Raw genomic sequence first — 20232 nt, 5'->3', positions numbered from 1 at the left:
TTATCTCTTAGTTTCAGCGGCAAATCGTGCGGTGATCTGCTGAGGCCGGGTAATGGCACCGCCAACCACGACGGCATGCACACCGGCATCGAGCGCTTCTTTTACCATTTCAGGTGTCATGATGTTTCCTTCCGCAATCACAGGAAGGGTTACGTTCTGGAGGACTTCTCTTAAAAAGGCGAAGTCGTTCTCATACAGCTTACTGCCTTTTGTTTCGTTTGTATAGCCAAAGAGGGTGGTCCCCACACAATCAAAGCCCAGCTCCTCCGCTTGGTATGCTTCTTCTACAGAGGAAATGTCTGCCATAAGCTGAACGTTCGGTTTCTGTTTCCGAACGTAGGACACGAGCTCTTTTAATGGAAGGTCATCGGGACGCTTTCTTAAAGTCGCGTCCATTGCGATCATTTCACAGCCGCTTTCGATCAGTTCGTCCACTTCTTTTTTCGTTGCGGTGATAAATACTTCGCTATCTTCATAATCTCGTTTTACAATGCCAATGACGGGAAGACTGATCTCCTGTTTAATGGCCAAAATGTCTTCTTTCGAGTTGGCCCGTATGCCAGAAGCTCCGCCTTCTTTGGCCGCCAGTGCCATCTTCGCCATAATGTAGGAGCTGTGAAGTGGTTCGTGTTGTAAGGCCTGGCACGAAACCACCAGGCCGCCGTTAATCTGTTCAAGCATATTTTTCCCCTGCCATTTCTTCAACTTCGTTTTTAATAATCGTGACATCCGGTCCATAGATGATCTGGATGCCGTTGCCTTTTTTGATAACTCCTTTTGATCCTGTTTTCTTTAGAATCTCTTCATCAATCAGTGCCGGATTATTGACAGTTACCCGGAGCCTTGTGGCGCAGCAATCCACGTTCTGCAGATTCTCTTTGCCGCCAAGACCCTGAATAACAGCCCCGGCACGTTCGCTTCCATTTGTAATGTTCACGGAGGCTTCACCCGCATCTTCACGCCCTGGTGTTTTGAAGTTGAACTTTTTGATCAGGAAGGTGAAGGAGAAGTAATAGACGAAGAACCACGGAATACCGATTACCGGCACCATGAGCCAGTTGGTTTTCGCTGTACCCTGAAACACCCCGAACAAGAGGAAGTCGATGAAACCGCCAGAGAACGTTTGGCCGATCGTAATTTGAAAGATATGGGCAAGCATGAAGGCCATTCCGTCCAAAAAGGCATGGAGCACATAGAGCATAGGAGCCACAAACAAAAATGAAAATTCAATAGGTTCTGTGATACCGGTCAAAAAGGAGGTGAGAGCAGCTGAAGCCAGCAGTCCGGCCACTTTTTTCCGGTTTTCAGGTTTGGCTGTACGGTACATGGCCAGACAGGCACCGATCAAGCCGAACATCATCGTAATAAAACGTCCGGACATGAAGCGGGCGGTACCGATATAAAAGTGCTGTGTGCCTGGATCGGCCAATTGCGCAAAGAAAATACGCTGTGTGCCTTCCACCAATTTCCCGTCCACGGTTAGGGATCCGCCAAGACTCGTCGTCCAAAACGGCATATAGAAGATATGATGAAGCCCAAACGGTCCGAGCATGCGGAGCACAAAGCCATAGATCAGCGTACCGATATAACCGGTCGCTTCCACCAGACCGCCCATCTGAAAAATTCCCTCCTGGATGAACGGCCAGACGAAAAAGACAACGGCCCCGAGCAAAATCGCGGAAAAGGAAGCAATGATCGGAACGAATCGGGATCCGCTGAAGAACCCAAGGAACTGTGGCAGCTGTTTTTTGTTATAGCGATTATGAAGCCAGGACGTCATGATCCCGACCACCACGCCGCCAAACACACCGGTTTCCAGTGTCTGAATCCCGAGACTCATTCCCTGTCCGGCAGCTGCCGGATTTTTTGCGTCCAATGTTCCGGTAATCGTTAAGAGCGCAGAAATGGTCGCGTTCATGACCAGGAAGGCAAGAACACCGGCAAGGCCTGCTGTCCCCTTATCCCCTCGTGCGAGGCCAACGGAAATACCCACTGCAAAAAGCAAGGCCAGATTCGCAAACACTACGTTTCCAGCACTCGACATAATCGTAAAAATCACTTGAAGCCATCCAATATCCAAAAACGGATATGCTTTAACCGTATTCGGGTTCGACAGCGCTCCGCCAATTCCCAATAACAACCCCGCTGCCGGCAATACGGCAATCGGAAGCATAAACGATTTACCAAACTGTTGTGCCTTCTCGAAGAAACTACTCATCAAATAACCCCCTTTTATGAAAATGATTTTCATATTTAGTATAAGAGCAGAGGGAAGAGAGGTCAAGAAAGGGTTTTCAATTTAAATATACAGGTAGAAAAGCCTATATACGGTTGGTATAATATTCCTACATAACATTTACCTGAGGTGTGAAAATGCACAAATCGAATATGGATAAACCAACGATAACTCCAGACAGTGAATGGGCTGAACGCTTTGAAGTAGCATTCAACCAAATCCACCATATCTTAAAACGCCTGAATCCCAATGAATACAACGATGCTTTTATGAAGCTTCTCACGGACTCCAGCCGCAAACACCGGGTGATTCAGCAAGTCTATTATGACTTAAGACAGTTTGCTAAGCTGCGAAATGCACTGGTTCATGAAAAATTGGAGCGGAAAACGTTCATCGCTATTCCTCATGAAAATACGGTTCTTAAAATTGAAAATATCGCCAAGCTGCTTTCTAAGCCACCGACCGTATTGGATATTGCAACTGCTTTTGTTGTATCCGTAAACCTCACAACACCGCTTCAAGATTTGATTAAAATAATGGGCACTTCTTCGTATAATCAATTTCCTGTCTATGAGAAGGGTGTGTTTCAGTTCTTGATCTCAGAGAATGGGTTAACGAAGTGGATGGCGGCTTCTATTCACAAAGGAAGTATCCACGTCGAAGGAAAAACAGTGGAGAATCTTAAGCCCTATGAAGAGCATCATAATGTCGTGTTTGTTAAACGTTCGATGGATATCTTTGAGCTGGAGGACATTTATGAGGAATCCTTTCAGAAAAAAAGAAAGCTGGAAGCAGTTATCATCACCCAGAACGGTTCCCCTCTGGAAGCTCCCTTAGGCATTGTAACCTCATGGGACCTTATTGAGATTGATTTATTGGTAAGCAGAGACTAGCAATATGAGCAAGATACTTAAGTAAGAATGTAACGAATCAAAAAGGAGTTTGGGGGATATAAGGTCTATGTTTAATTTTGAAGAAAGCCAGGAGAGGCTTGATCGGTTTGAGTTTGATCTTTTACCCGATATACATAGAAAAATCAATACCGGGAAGTCAGGGGCAGAGATCTACCTTGTCCAATATATTAAAAAAGTAGAAAAGAAACGCCGCCGGGTGCCAGCTCTCGTAAAGATTACCACCATGGAAGAAGGAGAGCGGGAAGAGGCAGCATACAAAATGGCTCTTCATCTTGCTAGTGAAGCAGAAATGAACCATTATATTCCAAGTGTCCTGGATATTAAAACGTTTGAAAATCAGCATGCGGTAATGTATGAGTTTGCCGGAGCTGCTGAGAGTTTTACAATCAATGAAGCCGTTGAAAAACAGATGGCTGTCGATTATTCTGGCATCATCAATGAGGCATTAAATTTTATAAATGGTTGGGGCGTGGAGAAAAAAAAGATCGTCTCTCCTTATGATCATATGATTGAAACACTGGGGACGGAAAGGTGGGAGACGCTGTTTACTCCCATTAAGGAATTGGGGGCTGATACCAATTCTGCCGTATTGAGTTTTCATGGAAATCTATTCCCCAATCCTCTTGTTTACCTGTACAATAAAAATCTATGGAAAGAAGAAACCATGTATGTCAAACACAGTCATTCACATGGAGACTACCATGGAAACAATATTATCGTCACCGATAAAAACAAGAGTGATATTTCTATTATTGACTTTGCGGAATTAAAGCAGCATACGAATCTATTCTATGATTATCGGTACTTGGAGCTTCACCTTTTGCTGGATTGCTTTCCGCTGGAGTCCAGTGACAATCAGGATAAATGGATGGAAATCGGCAGTTATGTGACACGAGACCTCATGAAAGAGCTCCAGCAACCACATGATATTCCGGATGGCATTGCTCCGTTCGATAAGATTTTGCCTTGTTTTGGAGCGGAATTCATTGAAGAAGTGGGCGAAATCGCTGTTAAGGATTATCTGCCGTCCTACTATATTGCAGGAGTATGCGCCGGATTGATTTATGCAAGAAGAACAAAAATAAATGTATTGAACCGGTTTGCCGCCTTTGTTTATGCCCTATTTAACCTAAAAAAGGCCCTTCAATGCTTGAACATTGGTTTGCCCAATGAAGTTTCCCTTCCGCTCTCCTGGCCTGCTGACCGGGAGAGTAAGGAGCTTGAGCAGATCATCCAGGAAAAGTTGTTTTCGATTTACGCACAGCCGATCGTAAATACATTGACCAAAGAAATGGAATATGTTGAGATCCTGACGAGATTCAACAGCAAGAGTCCTGATCACTGGTATGACATGGCGAGAAGGGATGGCCGATTGGATGAGATTACGATTGCCACCTGTGAAGAATTTGTCCGAAATGCCAACGATTTGAAAGCATTAAAGATTAAAGGAATCTTTTATAATCTAGAAGCCGATTTGACAAAAGAGACCATTGTGAAATGCATTGAGCTATTAAAACAGACTCAGCTTTCGTTCACGATAGAGATCACAGAGCATGTAAAGAAGGATTTGGTGCTTTGGAAAAGCATTGCTGAAGAAGAGGGCGTTGCTCTTTCTTTGGATGATTTCGGAGAAAAAGCGGCAACTGAGCTGGAAGAAATCACAGTTTTGCAGCCAGCCTTTGTAAAAATGAAAAGAAACAAGCTGCAGGAGTACTATAATGCAATTATGGATTTGGACCGACAATACATCCGGAAAATGGTCATTGAACACGTTGAAGAGGAAGAATTGAAGCAGCTTACACAGGATGGCATCAAGTATGTTCAAGGCTGGCTCTGTTCTGTCGCAAAAAAACTCAAGGACATTGATGCCGACCAATGGAACGCCGGTTTTTTAAAAGGATAAACCAATGGGAAGTGTAAAAAATGAAAATCCAACAATTAGATAAAATGAGCACAGCCATTGAAATGGCTGCTGCTGCTCATCAATCACAAGTCAGAAAAGGGAATAAGAAGCCTTATATTTCCCACCCCTATTTTGTAGGAATGCTGCTGCTGGATGCCGGCTGCGCAGAGGAGACCGTTCTTGCCGGTATTTTACATGATGTGATCGAGGATACGGATGTTACGTATGGAGCCATTACTTCAGCATTTGGCGATCGGGTCATGGAAATGGTGAAGGGAAGCTCTGAACCGGATAAATCTCAATCGTGGGAAGCGAGAAAAAAGCATACGATTACGTATTTGCAGAAAGAAGCTTCAGTGGAAGTTTGCCAAATTGTATGCGCCGATAAGCTCCATAATGTCCTTTCGTTAAGGCAAGACCTGGAGAAGCAGGGAGAGGCCGTTTGGAGCCATTTTAAACGAGGCAAGGATGTGCAGGAGTGGTATTATACCTCACTCGTTGAGGCACTTGGCCGTCGGGTAGGGACATTCCCGCTGTTTCTCCAATTAAAAAAAGAGGTGCAGAACCTCTTTTATCCGACTACATAGGTGTTGTAGTTTCTTCTTTTTTTGCTGTCTTGTGCTTCTCATAAATGCGAAATCCATCCCTCACCCGTTTGTTGGAGGATTTTGTGTTATGTTCCCATGACCAATAGGCCAAAAACGTAAGCAGACCGCCGAGTAGACCAATCAGTATCATTACAGCTATGTATTTAAAATGGTACGTTCGGTACATGATGACCAAAGAAAAGAGAGTAATGAGTGCGAAGTTGAAGCAGGCCGTACGGGTAATGCGGATTTTCGTCCGGATGTAGTCCAATTGGTTCGCCTGGTTTTGGTCATTTGTGAGAAGGATGAGCTCCCGTGCTGTTTTTCGGTTTTCGTCCCTTGTTTCTTTTTTCCTCTTCTTAAAAACGACATCATCTACAAAATTGTCGATCAAAATACCAAGTGTATAGACAAAGGGAAGCATAAGAACAAAAAGAGCCAATAATGTGTCCTTGTTGGTGCTCTTTAGATAACCAAACAAAGGCTGGAAAAAATCCACGCCCAAGACCATGATGGCGCATAAAACCAAAGCGATAAAAAAATGAAATCCATTAATGAGATGCTCAATCAGCATATTTGTCGTATTTCCCATACCGATCCTCCATACATAATAAAAATGCCAAGCTTTATTATTTTATAGTGAATGGCCATTTTTGTGAATAGTTGGAATAAGAGAATAAAAAATGAAAATCTTCTTTGCCTTTTTTTGCTGTCTAAATGAGTTGAGAGGTGTAAGAAGCACTAGATGAACCAAGACATGTTGGTAAAAACGATAGAGTTAAAGAATTAACAGGGTAAGGTAAATAGGATGATATCAAGATTTCAGCAGCAGATCGCATGTTTATGAAGGGGGAAAGGTCAATGATACTGGAAGCCGCTATGCTTCAGGTGAAACCCGGAATGGAGCAGGAATATGAAGAATCATTTCGCAAAGCATCTACGATTATTTCATCGATGAAGGGTTATATTTCACACGAATTACAGCGTTGTATGGGAGAAGAAGGCAAATATTTGCTTCTTGTAAAGTGGGAGAGTTTAGAAGACCATACTGTAGGATTCAGACAATCAAAGGAATATCAAGAATGGAAATCGTTATTACATCGTTTCTATCACCCTTTTCCAACAGTGGAGCATTTTGAAAAAGTAAATTTGAACCAAGGGGATTTTCTAATTAAGGAGTAAGGGACTCCTGATTTTTATTTCATATCATTAACATAGCCAAAAACTTAAGTGAAGAGAGGCTTTTAACTGGACATCTGGAGGCTGTTCACAAATGCCAGGAGGTTCTAATTAAATTAGAACCAGACAAAAAAGTATGAAACTGACTACTTCCCTTTTCCACAGAGTTACAAAGAGAACATGAAGTTTAAATAACCAGGGCTTCTTATACCTGCTGTATCTTATGTAACGTCATCTCATTTGTTCTACATCGTTCCATATGACTGACGTTTCGGCCAGAAAAAAATCAGTACGCTGTTTACACAAAACCTTTTTCCAATTTTGTAAGAATGCGAGAAAAATTAATCACTGAGCAAATAATCATGATTATTGGATAAGATTGAATTTAATTTAGGAGTAAGCCGCTCAAGTGGATAAGCACATACTGAAAGTCTTCTCTCCTTATGAATTACCTCATTCGCCTTGAATTCAAATTTTTGTACCAATTCACAATTGGCTTCTTGAGAGCTCCATTCGACGTGGGCCCATGTCCATGCTGGCTTATTTACCTGATCTAGAACCATTGTTTGATTAGAGAAGTGGTTGACAATGGTATGTGTGTGAAAATCTCCGTTTAAAAGATAAAAGTCAAAATTATTTATAAGAAGAATTTCTGACATTTTATCAACAGGAATCAAGCTCTCCAATTGCTCTTTTAATTTCGGTAGGTTTTTCTCACTCTCCACCACTAAAACACGATGTTGTCTTTTCAGTCCTAACATGATAAAAGATAATAGATTGGATAGGTACTTCACTTCATTTTCATATTTATAAAGAATGTGTCCTTGTTTTAGACTCCTTAACTCCTCGATTGGCTGCCCCATGATAACCATCCTTAGTATATGATAACTTCATCAATTACTTAATAACCCTTCAAGTAGTTCTTTTAATAAAATTGGTAATTTAGTTAATGCAGTATCATATCATTCTTCATGCATTTTCATTATCTTTTTCTAAATTAATAATATATTTTAGACCCGAATGTGCATCTTTAAAAATTGGTGCATCAATAAGCTCTGGTATTGCTAATGCTAAATCAGGAGTAATCCCTACAATAATCGATTTTACACCAATCAAGCGCAATGTTTCACTTAAACGGTTAAGGTTATAGTGCACAGTTTCATCAAAACCAGAAACACCAGAAAGATCAAGCATAACGTAATGTAGTCTTTTGGTTACACATTCTTGTAGAACAGTTGAAATAATATGTTCTCCCCTTAACACCGTTAAATCCCCATATAAAGGTAATGCGATCGTTTTATCCCAAATATGTAGTATAGGTACGGAAAGTTCTTGAATCAGTTGATCCTTCCTGCGTTCTTCCTCATCTTTTGTTGTCATATCCATTAACATTACTGTATAACCAACTAGTTCTTTATTGTCCTGGATAGGGGTAATGATAATATCAGCAATAATTTTGCTTTTAATATTAATCCTTGCCTTATGGCCATCCTTAATGCCTTTGTCCATAATAAAGCGCTGGTTTTTAGGGCTTTTATGAAAAAAATCCATATTTTTACCAATGATCTCATCGATAGAATTTAAACCGTATAACGGATAGATGTTTTTCATCACTTCTTCTGCTTTTTTGTTTAACCAAACGATCCTGTATTCAGTGTCTGAAATGATTATTACTTCTCCAATGCTATTTAACAAGTCAGCATTTGATATGTTTATTCCTATCTGGTCCATAGTGAAAACTCCTTTAGTTCAGTTGACCTTTATTATAGCAAGTTGTATCCAAAATATCAGGGATTAATCTTTTGAAACAAAGTGGACTGGGATAAAGGCAACTCACTAAAAAGCACATAACCATTTAAGGGGTGGAGAAAATTCATATCTTCTATGGACTACATGATCTGCGACCTATTCGCGTATGCCAATTATTCCCGCTCCTTTGGCCAAGAGCCTTGTTGTTTACGAATTAATACAATTTGCCCGATATGATACACGTTGTGCAGGATTTGACGAGCCAGACGCCCAACAAGTTCCTTATCCAGGTGACTGTCATTCACTTTTGCTAGTGATTGACGCAAGTTTTCACAAATTTGGTGTGTTTCTGCCAAGGCCGCCTTCCATTTTTCAGAATCTGATGGATCCCCGGTATCCCCAAAGGTATTCACTTCCAAGATTGACTGCCATTTAGAATTTTCCGGTTCTCCAATATCTCCAAATGTAGCCTTGGTATCAGATGCCTCTTTTTTAGGCGGTGTGTCATTGATTTGTTTAACAAGCAGGGCATTGTAATAATTCAGATGGTTCACCGTTTGCCAAATGGTATTCCCTCCTCCAGGAGGCTGCCAGCTTGCATCGGTTGAATTTAAATCCTTAAGAGCAGATTCTAAAGGCAAAAACCAGGTCTCAGCATCCCAACTAAAGTCAAATTCCATGCGGAAAATATCCATTAGTTCCAGGTTCATTTGCTTTCTCCCTTCAACCAGCCAGTTTTGATTATCATACCATTGCTGCACGATTTTATTTTATTAGGCTCTTTTCGTATATATTGTTGCTATTTTGACCATTCATCTGAGAGGTCATGGAATACTGTTTCAGTAAGGTTTTAGATGTTGAGAAACGGCTGTATTCGTTATTCAATAAAAGCACCCGAGTATGGAAGAAGATAAAACTTAATTTTTGTTGAATACATCAATATCAGTCTTCAACGTACTTTCCCACCAGACATCATTAATGCCATTTAGATAACCCTTAAGTAAACCTCTAATTGGATAGGGTTGTACGTTGTTGGCTTCTAATTTACCGGCTTCAGACCAGAAAAACGTTATATGAGACTCTCTTGATACGGGAAAATCATCTGAGTCTAATTCATCGCTTTCCACCTCAAAAAATTGATTAATTTCACAATGTAATATACCTTGTTTTTCCCATTTATGCTCGACCAGTCCAAGCAATTTCCCCACTGTAGGTCTAATACCTAATTCTTCTGCTAACTCTCTTTCAAGTGCGTCTTTTGCGCTTTCTCCAAACTCAATGTGACCACCAGGTAGAAAAGTATTTATGGTTCCGATTGCTTTTGCAAGTAGAATCCTATTATTTTTAATAATGACAGCTCTGGCTAAATGATGAAATGGTTTCTGCAATTAAATCACCTCTAAATTCAATAAAAAAGAGCAATTGTCCTTCTTGAAGAAATACGCCTTTTAACTGAGGATCTTATCTTCATTTGATGTCAAAAATTCAACTAATTCATCTAACGAACCGATGAAAGTTTCAACCCCTGATAAGTGATAAAAAGTGCTTGTGGTAGTAAGGTTATTGATTTCATTGTTGGGTGAATAAAGAATAATTCTTTATTGAGTCCCAAAGCTATTCCAAATTCAATGTGACTTCCTTTTCCAGCTGGTAATAAAACAACAATAAAATCAGCTTCCGTAACAGCATTCTTTTCTTGATGACCAATCAGCTTTAGCTCTTCAAGTGTTGATGCTCTTTCATTTTGGGTCCAATCATATGTCAGTATATAACCCCTGCTTTTCAACATTTTACTTACCCGTCTTACCTTATCTATATTTTTGAAACTTGATGCAACATAAAACTTCATTCTTCTCCTCCTTTTAAGACATCCGTTATTCAACAATCCGCACGTTAATAAGCTACTGTAAAAATAATACCATAATAAGTAAATTTAACCTTGTCTTATTCTAAAGCAACAATCTTTGCGAAAAGGGCCTTTTATTAAGATAAATAGATACACCCGTACCATCTCCTGGTACGGGTGTATCTATTTATCCTTTTTCACTTTTGCTACATGGATCGATAATTAATCGTCATATTTAGTCTTGTTAATTCGCCGCCTGGATTGTGGTACGCATGGTTACAATTGGCTTTGAAACGGATCGACTGATCTTTTTCGAGTAAGTAGGTTTGCCCGGATATCGTTAATTCGAGGCTGCCCTCAAATACCGTAATGTATTCCTCTGTGCCATCATGATGAGGAGCTGCCTCTAAATACCCCCCTGGCTCGATTTCTACCATGTATATTTCAAACTGCTTGTCGTTTTCAAAGGGGAAATAGGGATATACTTTATATTTCCCATCATTCTCGGGCAATTCCAATAAGTCATCTTTGGAAATGATGGTTATATCATTCGTTGATTCCTTAATGAGCGAAGTAAATGAAACCTTTAGTCCATTCGCGATTTTCCAGAGCGTTGTTATGGTTGGAATCGATTCTCCGCGTTCGATTTGTCCTAACATGGTTTTGCTGACACCGGTTAGTTCAGATACGTTATCCAAACTTAGTTTATTCATTCTTCTGAATGCCTTCATGTTTTCAGCGACCACAACATGGATTTCCTTCACATTTATCCCTCAATTTTTTATTTACAATATAACGTATAAATAATACAATTTAAAGCACAAGACGCTATAAAGTATTTTTGTGCTTTATGGAATACAAGGAGTGCTGCCATAATGTCTGTTTTGTCACTTTTGGTTTATGCCTTTGTTGCAAGCTTCACACCTGGCCCTAATAATATTATGTCGCTGTATTTCGCCAATCAATTTGGTTTGAAACAGACGTTCAGATTTTGTGTAGGTGTGGGTCTTGGATTCTTCATTTTACTGTCGGTCGCTAATTATTTTACCGTGGCATTAAATACCGTTTTTCCACAAGTTGAGTTTATTATGAAACTATTTGGCTGTCTCTATTTGCTCTATCTGGCCTATAAGATCATGAAAAGCAAGCTGGGAAAAGAACAACAGTTCAACAGCCGGTACAATAATTTGAAATCAGGTGCGCTGCTGCAATTTATCAATCCTAAAGGAACCGTTTATGCCATTACGGTCACGGCCACATTCGTTGCTCCTTTTTACCATCATTATTTGTCCCAATTCTTTTTTGTAATCGTGTTGGCTGTGATTGGATTCCTGGGGACGTTCAGCTGGAGCTTGTTTGGGTCATTGTTTAAGAAGTGGATTGCACAATATCAAATGGTTTTCAACATTACCATGGCCTTGCTGCTTGTTTATACAGCGGCTACGATTTTGTTTCATTAATCTAAAAGATACACCCGTACCATCCTGCGGTACGGGTGTTTTCTTATCCTTATTTAATTCACCGAAACTCTCTCTTTCTCCATATACGAAGGATCTGCTTGTCTTTTAAGCCGGGCAGAACCATACAGCACGTAGTAAACCAAAGATACTAGGAAAATACCGAGAATCACATAGATCAAAGGTACTGAAGCGCCAAACAGCATCATGTTGGTGGTCAGCACGCTGTATTTAATGATGCTGTACAGGCACACCAACCCGAGGATCAAGGCAATGCTTGGCACAACGGGATACTTTACCTTGAACGGCCGTGCGAGCTCGGGTTCTTTTTTACGAAGGATGAAAAGGGAAACCATGCTGATGCAGTACATCATCATTGCCCCGAAAACGGAAAGGATGATCAGTGCGTTGGCGAAGCTCGCTGAACCTGCACAGATAACACCGATGGCTCCTGGAATTAAGAGGCCTCCAACCGGAACGCCTTTTTTGTTTGTTTTGGCCAGGAACTTCGGGAAGTAGCCATCCCGCGCCAAGGCGTACGTCTGTCTGGAGAAGCCCATGATGATGCCATTCAGGCTGGCAATCAGGCCGAACAACCCTATAATAGCCAAAACGGTTGAAATGCCGTTGTCGTATACGGAGGACAGAGCCTGTGGCAGAGGATAATCCGCGAGCTTTCCGTTTCCGCCGCCAAGACCAGCGGTGACAAACAGCGTAAATAATGTAGCCGTGGCGAGTGTGATGATGGCGCCGATAAATCCTTTCGGGATATCTTTTCTTGGGTTTTCCACTTCTTCCGCAGCCATCGCTCCTCCTTCAATTGCCAGGTAAAACCAGACGGCAAACGGGATAGCGGCCATGACACCTGTCGGGCCATTCAGAAAGGAGTTGTCGTTCAAGATGTTGGAAGCTTCGACATGAGGCAAACCGGCCACATAAAAAATGGACAAACCGATCAGTGCCAAAATGGTAGCGGTAAGCTCGATAACGGCAACTTCTTTTACACCTATTAAATTTAATAAAATGAAGAAGATAAATGCTCCTACGGTGGCATATACCGGGTTCACGGCTGGAATAAGGAAGTGAATGTACGCGCCGGTGGATACGGCAATCGCAGGAGGTGCGAATATAAATTCAAGCAGACAGGCCATGCCGGCCATATAGCCGCCAAACGGCCCCATGGCTCGTCTCGCATACGCGGAAGGGCCACCGGCTTGCGGGATGGAGGTGGAAAGCTCGGCATAGCTGAACATGAAGGTGGTGTAGAATACGGTGACAATCAGCGTAGCGATTGCAAGCCCGATAATCCCGCCCTGTTCAAACCCGTAGTTCCATCCAAAATATTGCCCCGAGATTACCATCCCTACTGAAATTGCCCATAAATGAATCGGCTTTAACTGTTTTTGCAGCGCCATCTCTTCTCCTCCTTTAGTGTTTTTATCCAAGTTGATTTGGGGACATTAATGCAGAAATCTTCATTAATAAGTTGATTGAAGTGGAAGATGCGAGACTCCCGGAAAGCGAGCGACCTGAAACGGAAATCAATCACTTCCCAAAAGCAACAAAGCAGAGCTCTAAATAACCAGGTGTACACCGCTCATCTGCTGCTGAATCATCTTGTCAATCAAGGTTCCGATATGGGCAGCGGCTTCAATCGGAGGCGTGCCCCGTTTATGGATATTCGAAATGACCATACGATCGGATTCTTTTTTGCCTTTGCCTGGCTGGTAGCACATATAGGCACTCATCGATTCGGCGCTCATCAGTCCCGGCCGTTCTCCGATCAAAAGGACAAGGGCTTTAGGTTTCAGGATCTCGCCAATTTCATCCATGCAGGCGACGCGCCCACCTTTGACAAAAAAGGAGGTTCCGATCTTAAGGTTGTAGGAGTCCAGGGAATCGATCAACGCCGGATACACGTCGCTCAGGTTTTCTTCAATGGCTTTTGCGCTTAATCCATCTGACACGACGACCTGTACATCAGGTGCCTGCAGACAGCTTTTCTGAAGGATGGACTTCGCTTCATCGGCTAGTAATCTTCCATAGTCAGGCCGTTTTAAGTAATGTTCCATGGATTCCACTTGTGTGGCAACGGAGAATAGGTTGAATTCAGACAGGATTTTTTCCGGGACGGTACCATATACCGAATCGACAGCTGCAGCATGATCTGTCCGAAACTGCAGCACGTCTTTTGTTAAGGGCCTTGTTCCTGTCCGGCCGACGCCAATGCGGGCAGGGGTGAATTGTTTGAGCGATTCAAGCGGATCTCGTTTTGAATTTGCCAACTGATAAGCCACTCCTTACGTTAGATTCATAAAAATCGTCGGATCGCCAGCTTTGGAGGTAAACCGTCCATTTTGCGTGATGCCTTGTTCTTCAAGCCACTGTGCAAAGAGGGGAGCGGGGGTCTGGCCCAGTACCTGGCGGACGGTGGCGATGTCATGATAGCTCAGGGACTGGTAATTCAGCATGCAGTCATCGGCCATTGGTACGCCGATCACAAAATTTACTCCCGCGGTACCGAGCAGCATGCTCAGGTTGTCCATATCATTTTGGTCGGCATCCATATGATTGGTGTAGCAGACGTCAACACCCATTGGCAGTCCGTGCATTTTGCCCATAAAATGATCTTCAAGACCTGCCCGGAGAACCTGTTTGCTGTTATACAAATATTCCGGGCCGATGAAACCGACCACGGTGTTTACGATGAACGGCTGATAATGGCGGGCGAGCCCGTAGCACCGGGCTTCAAGTGTTACCTGGTCGATGCCATAGTGAGCTTCAGATGACAGCTCCGAGCCCTGGCCGGTTTCAAAATACCAGCGGTTCGGTCCGGCTGCTGTCCCTTTTTCCTGAATCAAAGCGGTCGCTTCATCCAGCATGGGAAGGGAGATGCCGAATGAATCATTGCCGGCTTCAGTTCCGGCCAGGCTTTGAAAAATCAGGTCAGCAGGCGCTCCTTTTTCGATCGCTCTCATCTGGCTGGTCACATGGGACAGCACACAGTTTTGCGTGGGAATTGACCATTCATTGATCATATTTTTTGTTTCATGAAGGAGGGTATAGATGTTATCGGTCGTGTCGATGACAGGGTTGATTCCGATCACCGCATCACCGATTCCATAGCTCAGCGCTTCATATAAAGAAGCTCTCATGCCCTTGATGTTATCGGACGGGTGATTGGGCTGGGCTCTGGAAGCGAGAACCCCTTTTTGCCCAATGGTCGTCTGGCAGGTTGTTTGCACTTCAATTTTGGATGCCGCCTGAATCAAATCCAGATTGGACATGATCTTGGCTGTCGCGGCAATCATTTCGCTGCTCAGTCCTTGGCTAAGTGTTAACAGATCATCGCTGACGTGCTGGTCGGACAGGATATATTCTCTCAGCTCGGCGACGGTCCAGTTTTTAATGATTTCATAGACTGCAGCTTCGAGCTGATTTTCAATGAGTTCAGATATGTTGTCTTCATCGGGACTGAGCAGCGGGTAGTTCCGAATTTCCGAAAGGGTAAGATCCGCCAGCACCTGCTTGGCAGCCATCCGTTCTTTCATGGAGCTGGCGCTGATCCCTGCCAGTTCGTCCCCGGAACGTTCTTCATTTGCTTTTGCCATGATTTCTTTCAGACTATGAAATGAAAAGGTTTCTCCTAATAAGGTCGTCGTTTTATACATGGTCAGTCTCCTTGAAAGTGGTTTGGATCAGGATGAAAAGGCCAGTGTTTTTACCGAAACGGAAATGGCTTCTCCTGCGACTGGCAATCCTAAATCGATATAGTCTCCATGTGTAAAATCAATCTGATCCAGACAAATGATATCGAGCGTCTTGCTCTGTTTGGCCAGGGCCTGTCCCAAGGCTTTGGCGATATCCTGCTCACAAAGGACAACAAGGCACTTTGCTTCCTTAAAACAGGCGGTAAATTCAGCAAGAATCGTTTTTGTCAGCTGCTGCAGCATTTTATAGCTGCAGTATGGAAAGTGGGATAACGCCAGAGCAACCGGAGGGTCGCCTTCGCTAAACAAAGTGTAAGACTGTGTTAATGCTTGTTGCACCCGTTTCTGAAAGCGAACCGGTTCCCACTCTTCTTCCTGTTGCACCGGTATGTTCACAATTGGGACGTTTTTTAGCGGAAGCCGGTCAGACTTGATGTAAACGGTTGATCCGCTCACTTCTGTATTTTGCATCCCGGCACCAATGACGGTTGCCCGTGCGGTTTCAGGCGCCTGCGACACACCAAGGGCTTGAAAATGATAGGCGAGAAGCGGGCCGATATCTCCGTGCACGGTCACTTCCTCTAACGTTTCGGGCTTTTTCCCGTTCATCATGGCGCCCACGCCGCCGGATACGAGAAGGCTATCGGGCTGAACCGCGGATCTTGTATGAGGCAACACGAGCAGGGAAGAGGCCATGCTGCTTCCTTTAACGTAGTTGACCGTTTCTTCCGCCATCCGCTGGCAGATGGTGGAGAGTTGTTCGAAGCTCGCTTTTCCTCCTTCCCTCAGTGGGCTGGAACTGTTTTCTAAAAATTCAGTCAAATGGGAAGACACATAGGTCACTTGGCCATTCTTATCCAGGCGAATCAGTCTTCCGCCGACATGAAGGGTGAACGTTTCAATGACTTTTCCGTCCTGACATAAAGCGATGTTGGCCGTGCCGCCGCCCACATCGATATTTGCAATAATGTGCTCGGTTTGAGTCGAGCATTCGATGGCTCCGGATCCCTTGGCGGCCAGCACGCCTTCCAAATCGGCTCCTGCTGTTGCCACCACAAAGTTTCCGGCATGCTCAGCCAAGTAATGAACGATTTTCTCTGCATTTTGCTTGCGGGCACTTTCGCCTGTAATGATGACCGCCCCTGCATGAACTTGTTCCAGGGTAACCCCGGCTTGTTTATACTCCTTCTGTAGCAACTGCGTTAATGGCTCTACATCAATTTCAACCTCGTTTACCATAGGGGTGGTATAGATGGAACTGGCATACGTTACCCGGCGGTCGATGATTTGACAGCCTGGCAGCGTGAACTGATCCTGTGATTGGGCAATCAACAGCTCACTGACAATCAGTTTGGTTGTGCTTGTTCCAATATCTAATCCTATGCTCGTCATCCATTGCCGGGTCATATCACCAATATTTCATCTCCTTTTGAATATGTTGACTATCATAGTACAGATTTTCGGCATCTTTCACTAACTGTGTCACAAAATCTAACAAACTTTCATGTGAAAAAGGTTACAAAAGATAAAAAGTTGGGAGATTTAACGAAGTGTAACCGCTTTCTAGCAGTCTAACATGTTTTAGCAAGGAAACGAAACAGGTAGGAAAGCCTATATCGGATTGGGATGATCCTCCCAGACCTGCTGTTACTCGAGGAGTTCAAGTTGCTGGAATGTAATTGGCCATTCGCCCTGGCCATTCCGTCTGCTTTTGTGTTACTGGAGAAAAGTATGAATTAATTTTAGAAAAGGTTAAAAAACTATAGTAGATTCGGAAAGTTTATTGACGCTGGAATAGCACGCAAATATGGTAGAGACATGATTGGCAGAAGAAATTACATACATAGTTTTGATAGCGCTTTCAAGTTCTGTCTAGAGGGTTCTTGTAAATGGAAGCCGGCTTTATAAGCTTCACGATAAATATTGAAAAAGGGAGAGATGGGAAAATGTTTTCATCGAAAAAGAGCCATGTGTGGCTGGCCGCTATTTTCGGCTTGTTTTTGTTTCTGTTACTGCCGAATCCGGGTTTTGCCAAACAGCCGGAATCATCTTACTGGTATCCCGAACAGCTGTTAAAATGGACACCGGAAAAGGATCCCAACGCCAGTTTTAACCGCAGTCAACTACCATTAGCCAAGCGGGAAGTGTTATACAAGGTCAATGATCATGCCCAATCAGACGCGAAGCTGGTGGCATTGTCCGCACTGAATCCGAACACGAGCGGTGTCCCTTCTCAAGGAGGGAAGGACTTTTTTGCAAACACCTTCAGTTACTGGCAATATGTAGACCTCATGGTATATTGGGCAGGTTCTGCGGGTGAGGGGATCATCGTGCCACCAAGCGCGGACGTGATTGATGCGGCTCATAAAAACGGTGTGCCGATTTTAGGGAATATTTTCTTTCCCCCGACTGTTTATGGCGGAAAGACGGAATGGGTTAACCAAATGCTGACACAGCGTGAGGATGGTTCCTTCCCGGCAGCCGACAAGCTATTGGACGTCGCCAATTACTATGGGTTTGACGGCTGGTTCATCAACCAGGAAACTGAAGGCGGTAATGCTGTAACAGCGCAAAAAATGCAGCAATTCCTTGGGTACTTGCAGAAACATAAGCAAAAGGATATGCACATTATGTGGTACGATTCCATGACAAATGATGGACGTATTAATTGGCAAAATGCGTTAACTGATAAAAACAGCAGCTTTTTGCAAAACGGGAATACCCGTGTTTCCGACAGTATGTTTTTAAACTTCTGGTGGCGAGACCAGCAGGCATCTTCCATTAAAGCGCAGGAACTCGGCAGAAGCTCCTATGATTTGTTTACCGGAATTGATGTGGAGGCCAAAGGGACCGATACAAATGTAGCTTGGCAGGGGATCTTCCCTGAGGGTAAATCTCCTTTAACTTCCTTAGGCATTTATCGTCCGGACTGGGCCTTCAAAACAGCGGAGAACATGGAACAGTTTTACCAAAAGGAAAACGAATTCTGGGTTGGAAAGTCCGGGAATCCTGTGACCACAAACGAGAACGGAAGTTGGAAAGGAATGGCACACTATTTCACGGCCAAAACAGCCATTGAGGAACTGCCTTTTGTGACTCATTTTAATACGGGAAGCGGCAAGTTCTTCGCAGTTGATGGGCAAACGGTAAGGGAACAATCCTGGAATAACCGAAGTCTTCAGGATATCCTGCCGACCTGGCGCTGGTTAAAAGAGGGCGGACAAGGCTTGAATGTTGATTTCGATTGGAACACAGCCTACTACGGGGGAAGTTCATTAAAGCTTTCCGGCTCGATTGAGCAGGATAACCCAACCTACCTTAAGCTGTATAAAACCAACCTGTCGGTTCAAAAAGACACTGAAATCGCCCTGACGTATAAAACAGATTTGAAAAAGCCGAACATGAAGCTTGGCGTCAGCTTTACTGACCATCCCGATGACTTTGTCTTTTTCGATGTGAAAAAACACAGCCATCAGCAATGGATGACAGACTCCTTTAAATTGAAAAAGTACAGCGGAAAAAGGATCGCAGCCCTCTCGCTTTTCATTGAAAGTGACCGCGATGTGAAGGATTTCACGGCAAATATCGGTGAAATCAAGGTTTATAACAAACAATCGAAACATAACGACATTCATGCTCCAAAGCAGGGCGAGATAGATAAGGTTGAATTTGCCAAGGGAATTTATGCGGATGCAACACTTGGATGGGAACCTGTTGCAGACTCCGATGTGAGCCATTATGAAATTTACCGGAAGCTTCCAAACAACGATAAAGAGTTTGTGGGTGCCACACCTAACCATGTTTATTACCTTTCCAATTTAAGAAGAAGCGGTAAGGAAAGCAGCACTGAGCTAGAGATTGTTGCAGTGAACAAAGAGTTCAAACGAAGCGAACCCGAAACAGTAACGTTTGAGTGGCCGCCATATCCTAAGCCTGAAGCGGATTTCCGGGCGGATAAGACGGTTGCCGCGCCTGGGGAGGGAATTCACTTTTTCAATACTTCTTCCGAGGTGACGGAGGAAGTGGAATGGCAGTTTGAGGGCGGGACCCCGTCTGTCAGCACAGAGAATAATCCGGTTGTAACCTATGATAAGGAAGGCGTCTACGCTGTCACGCTGATTGCGAAAAACAGCGAGGGTGAGAGTGTCCTGACAAAGAAAGGCATGATTACGATTTCGGAAGCTGCCAAGGATATTCAAAATGTCGCGTTGAAAAAGACCGCGGTTGCGAGTGGCCAGTGCGCACCGGGAGAAGCGGCCCAATATGCTTTTGACGGGACTTTCAAAAGCAAATGGTGCGCACTCGGAGATGCTCCTCATTGGTTAAAGGTCGACTTAGGCGGCCAATACAGCATATCCAAGTTCGTCATCCATCATGCGGAAGCGGGTGGTGAACCGCAGGCCTTTAACACCCGGGGATTCAGGATCGAGGTAAGTACAGACGGTGAAACCTGGTCAGAGGCCGTCAAGGTGACTGATAACGCAGCAGCTGTTTCAGAACACAGCATCTCCTTAGCAACAGCCCGCTATGTCCGGCTATGGACGGATAAACCTACGCAGGGCGGGGACCAGGCTGCGAGAATCTATGAATTTGAGGTTTATGGATTCCCGGCCCAATAGGAATTCTTTGTTGAATAGTCACTAAACAGAAT

General features: G+C 43.6%; 19 protein-coding genes. 6 read left to right on the top strand and 13 right to left on the bottom strand.

Annotation, left to right across the window (positions count from 1 at the left end):
* Both BLT53_RS16100 and BLT53_RS16095 read right to left on the bottom strand, forming a co-directional pair.
* Positions 1-681 carry an N-acetylmannosamine-6-phosphate 2-epimerase gene (locus BLT53_RS16100; protein ID WP_090236232.1) on the bottom strand — a complete coding sequence of 227 codons (681 nt, stop codon included), beginning with the start codon at positions 679-681 and terminating at the stop codon, positions 1-3.
* The gene (locus BLT53_RS16095; protein ID WP_090236230.1) at positions 674-2218 is read right to left on the bottom strand and encodes a PTS transporter subunit EIIC; all 1545 of its coding nucleotides are present in this window, start codon (positions 2216-2218) and stop codon (positions 674-676) included. The genes BLT53_RS16100 and BLT53_RS16095 overlap by 8 nt, the downstream gene beginning before the upstream one ends.
* A gap of 155 nt (positions 2219-2373) precedes the next feature.
* On the opposite strand from BLT53_RS16095, the gene BLT53_RS16090 reads away from it, so the two are divergent.
* The 3 genes from BLT53_RS16090 (at position 2374) to BLT53_RS16080 (ending at position 5640) form a co-directional block, all read left to right on the top strand.
* The gene (locus BLT53_RS16090; RefSeq protein ID WP_090236229.1) at positions 2374-3129 is read left to right on the top strand and encodes a CBS domain-containing protein; all 756 of its coding nucleotides are present in this window, start codon (positions 2374-2376) and stop codon (positions 3127-3129) included.
* 67 nt (positions 3130-3196) lie between these two features.
* Positions 3197-5053, top strand: coding sequence for an EAL domain-containing protein (locus BLT53_RS16085; RefSeq protein ID WP_090236227.1), 1857 nt, complete (start codon positions 3197-3199; stop codon positions 5051-5053).
* 20 nt (positions 5054-5073) lie between these two features.
* Entirely contained in the window at positions 5074-5640 is a 567-nt protein-coding gene (locus BLT53_RS16080) for an HD domain-containing protein (protein ID WP_090236226.1), read from the top strand.
* Here BLT53_RS16080 and BLT53_RS16075 read toward each other — a convergent pair.
* The gene (locus BLT53_RS16075; RefSeq protein WP_090236225.1) at positions 5633-6232 is read right to left on the bottom strand and encodes a hypothetical protein; all 600 of its coding nucleotides are present in this window, start codon (positions 6230-6232) and stop codon (positions 5633-5635) included. The genes BLT53_RS16080 and BLT53_RS16075 overlap by 8 nt on opposite strands.
* Before the next feature lie 269 nt (positions 6233-6501).
* Between BLT53_RS16075 and BLT53_RS16070 the strand changes: the two genes are divergently transcribed.
* The gene (locus BLT53_RS16070) at positions 6502-6822 is read left to right on the top strand and encodes an antibiotic biosynthesis monooxygenase family protein (RefSeq protein WP_090236223.1); all 321 of its coding nucleotides are present in this window, start codon (positions 6502-6504) and stop codon (positions 6820-6822) included.
* A gap of 338 nt (positions 6823-7160) precedes the next feature.
* Here BLT53_RS16070 and BLT53_RS16065 read toward each other — a convergent pair whose 3' ends face one another.
* The 6 genes from BLT53_RS16065 to BLT53_RS16040 all read right to left on the bottom strand — a co-directional run bounded on the left by BLT53_RS16065 (position 7161) and on the right by BLT53_RS16040 (position 11178).
* The gene (locus BLT53_RS16065; RefSeq protein ID WP_170834374.1) at positions 7161-7682 is read right to left on the bottom strand and encodes an MEDS domain-containing protein; all 522 of its coding nucleotides are present in this window, start codon (positions 7680-7682) and stop codon (positions 7161-7163) included.
* Positions 7683-7788: 106 nt separating this feature from the next.
* Positions 7789-8550, bottom strand: coding sequence for an STAS domain-containing protein (locus BLT53_RS16060; protein ID WP_090236221.1), 762 nt, complete (start codon positions 8548-8550; stop codon positions 7789-7791).
* A 191-nt stretch (positions 8551-8741) separates the two neighbouring features.
* On the bottom strand, positions 8742-9278 hold the full coding sequence (locus BLT53_RS16055; RefSeq protein ID WP_090236219.1) for a DinB family protein: 537 nt from the start codon (positions 9276-9278) through the stop codon (positions 8742-8744).
* Positions 9279-9485: 207 nt separating this feature from the next.
* Complete coding sequence (locus BLT53_RS16050; protein WP_090236218.1) at positions 9486-9956, bottom strand: NUDIX domain-containing protein; 471 nt, start codon at positions 9954-9956, stop codon at positions 9486-9488.
* A 110-nt stretch (positions 9957-10066) separates the two neighbouring features.
* The gene (locus BLT53_RS16045; RefSeq protein WP_342027864.1) at positions 10067-10417 is read right to left on the bottom strand and encodes a group-specific protein; all 351 of its coding nucleotides are present in this window, start codon (positions 10415-10417) and stop codon (positions 10067-10069) included.
* Between the two features lie 203 nt (positions 10418-10620).
* Positions 10621-11178, bottom strand: a complete 558-nt coding sequence (locus tag BLT53_RS16040; protein WP_090236217.1) for a helix-turn-helix domain-containing protein — start codon at positions 11176-11178, stop codon at positions 10621-10623.
* 111 nt (positions 11179-11289) lie between these two features.
* Here BLT53_RS16040 and BLT53_RS16035 point away from each other — a divergent pair, with 111 nt between their 5' ends.
* Complete coding sequence (locus tag BLT53_RS16035) at positions 11290-11874, top strand: LysE family translocator (protein ID WP_090236216.1); 585 nt, start codon at positions 11290-11292, stop codon at positions 11872-11874.
* 53 nt (positions 11875-11927) lie between these two features.
* Here BLT53_RS16035 and eat read toward each other — a convergent pair whose 3' ends face one another.
* The 4 genes from eat to BLT53_RS16015 all read right to left on the bottom strand — a co-directional run bounded on the left by eat (position 11928) and on the right by BLT53_RS16015 (position 16988).
* On the bottom strand, positions 11928-13286 hold the full coding sequence (gene eat, locus BLT53_RS16030; RefSeq protein ID WP_090236215.1) for an ethanolamine permease: 1359 nt from the start codon (positions 13284-13286) through the stop codon (positions 11928-11930).
* A 159-nt stretch (positions 13287-13445) separates the two neighbouring features.
* Entirely contained in the window at positions 13446-14156 is a 711-nt protein-coding gene (eutC, locus tag BLT53_RS16025; RefSeq protein WP_090236213.1) for an ethanolamine ammonia-lyase subunit EutC, read from the bottom strand.
* A gap of 15 nt (positions 14157-14171) precedes the next feature.
* The gene (locus BLT53_RS16020) at positions 14172-15542 is read right to left on the bottom strand and encodes an ethanolamine ammonia-lyase subunit EutB (RefSeq protein ID WP_090236212.1); all 1371 of its coding nucleotides are present in this window, start codon (positions 15540-15542) and stop codon (positions 14172-14174) included.
* 27 nt (positions 15543-15569) lie between these two features.
* Positions 15570-16988, bottom strand: a complete 1419-nt coding sequence (locus BLT53_RS16015; protein ID WP_090236211.1) for an ethanolamine ammonia-lyase reactivating factor EutA — start codon at positions 16986-16988, stop codon at positions 15570-15572.
* 539 nt (positions 16989-17527) lie between these two features.
* On the opposite strand from BLT53_RS16015, the gene BLT53_RS16010 reads away from it, so the two are divergent.
* Positions 17528-20200, top strand: a complete 2673-nt coding sequence (locus tag BLT53_RS16010) for an endo-beta-N-acetylglucosaminidase (RefSeq protein ID WP_090236945.1) — start codon at positions 17528-17530, stop codon at positions 20198-20200.
* Positions 20201-20232: the final 32 nt, after the last annotated feature.

The organism is Fictibacillus solisalsi, assembly GCF_900103485.1.
In the GTDB taxonomy this organism is placed as follows: domain Bacteria; phylum Bacillota; class Bacilli; order Bacillales; family Fictibacillaceae; genus Fictibacillus_C; species Fictibacillus_C solisalsi.
This window is presented reverse-complemented; position numbering and strand designations above follow the sequence as displayed.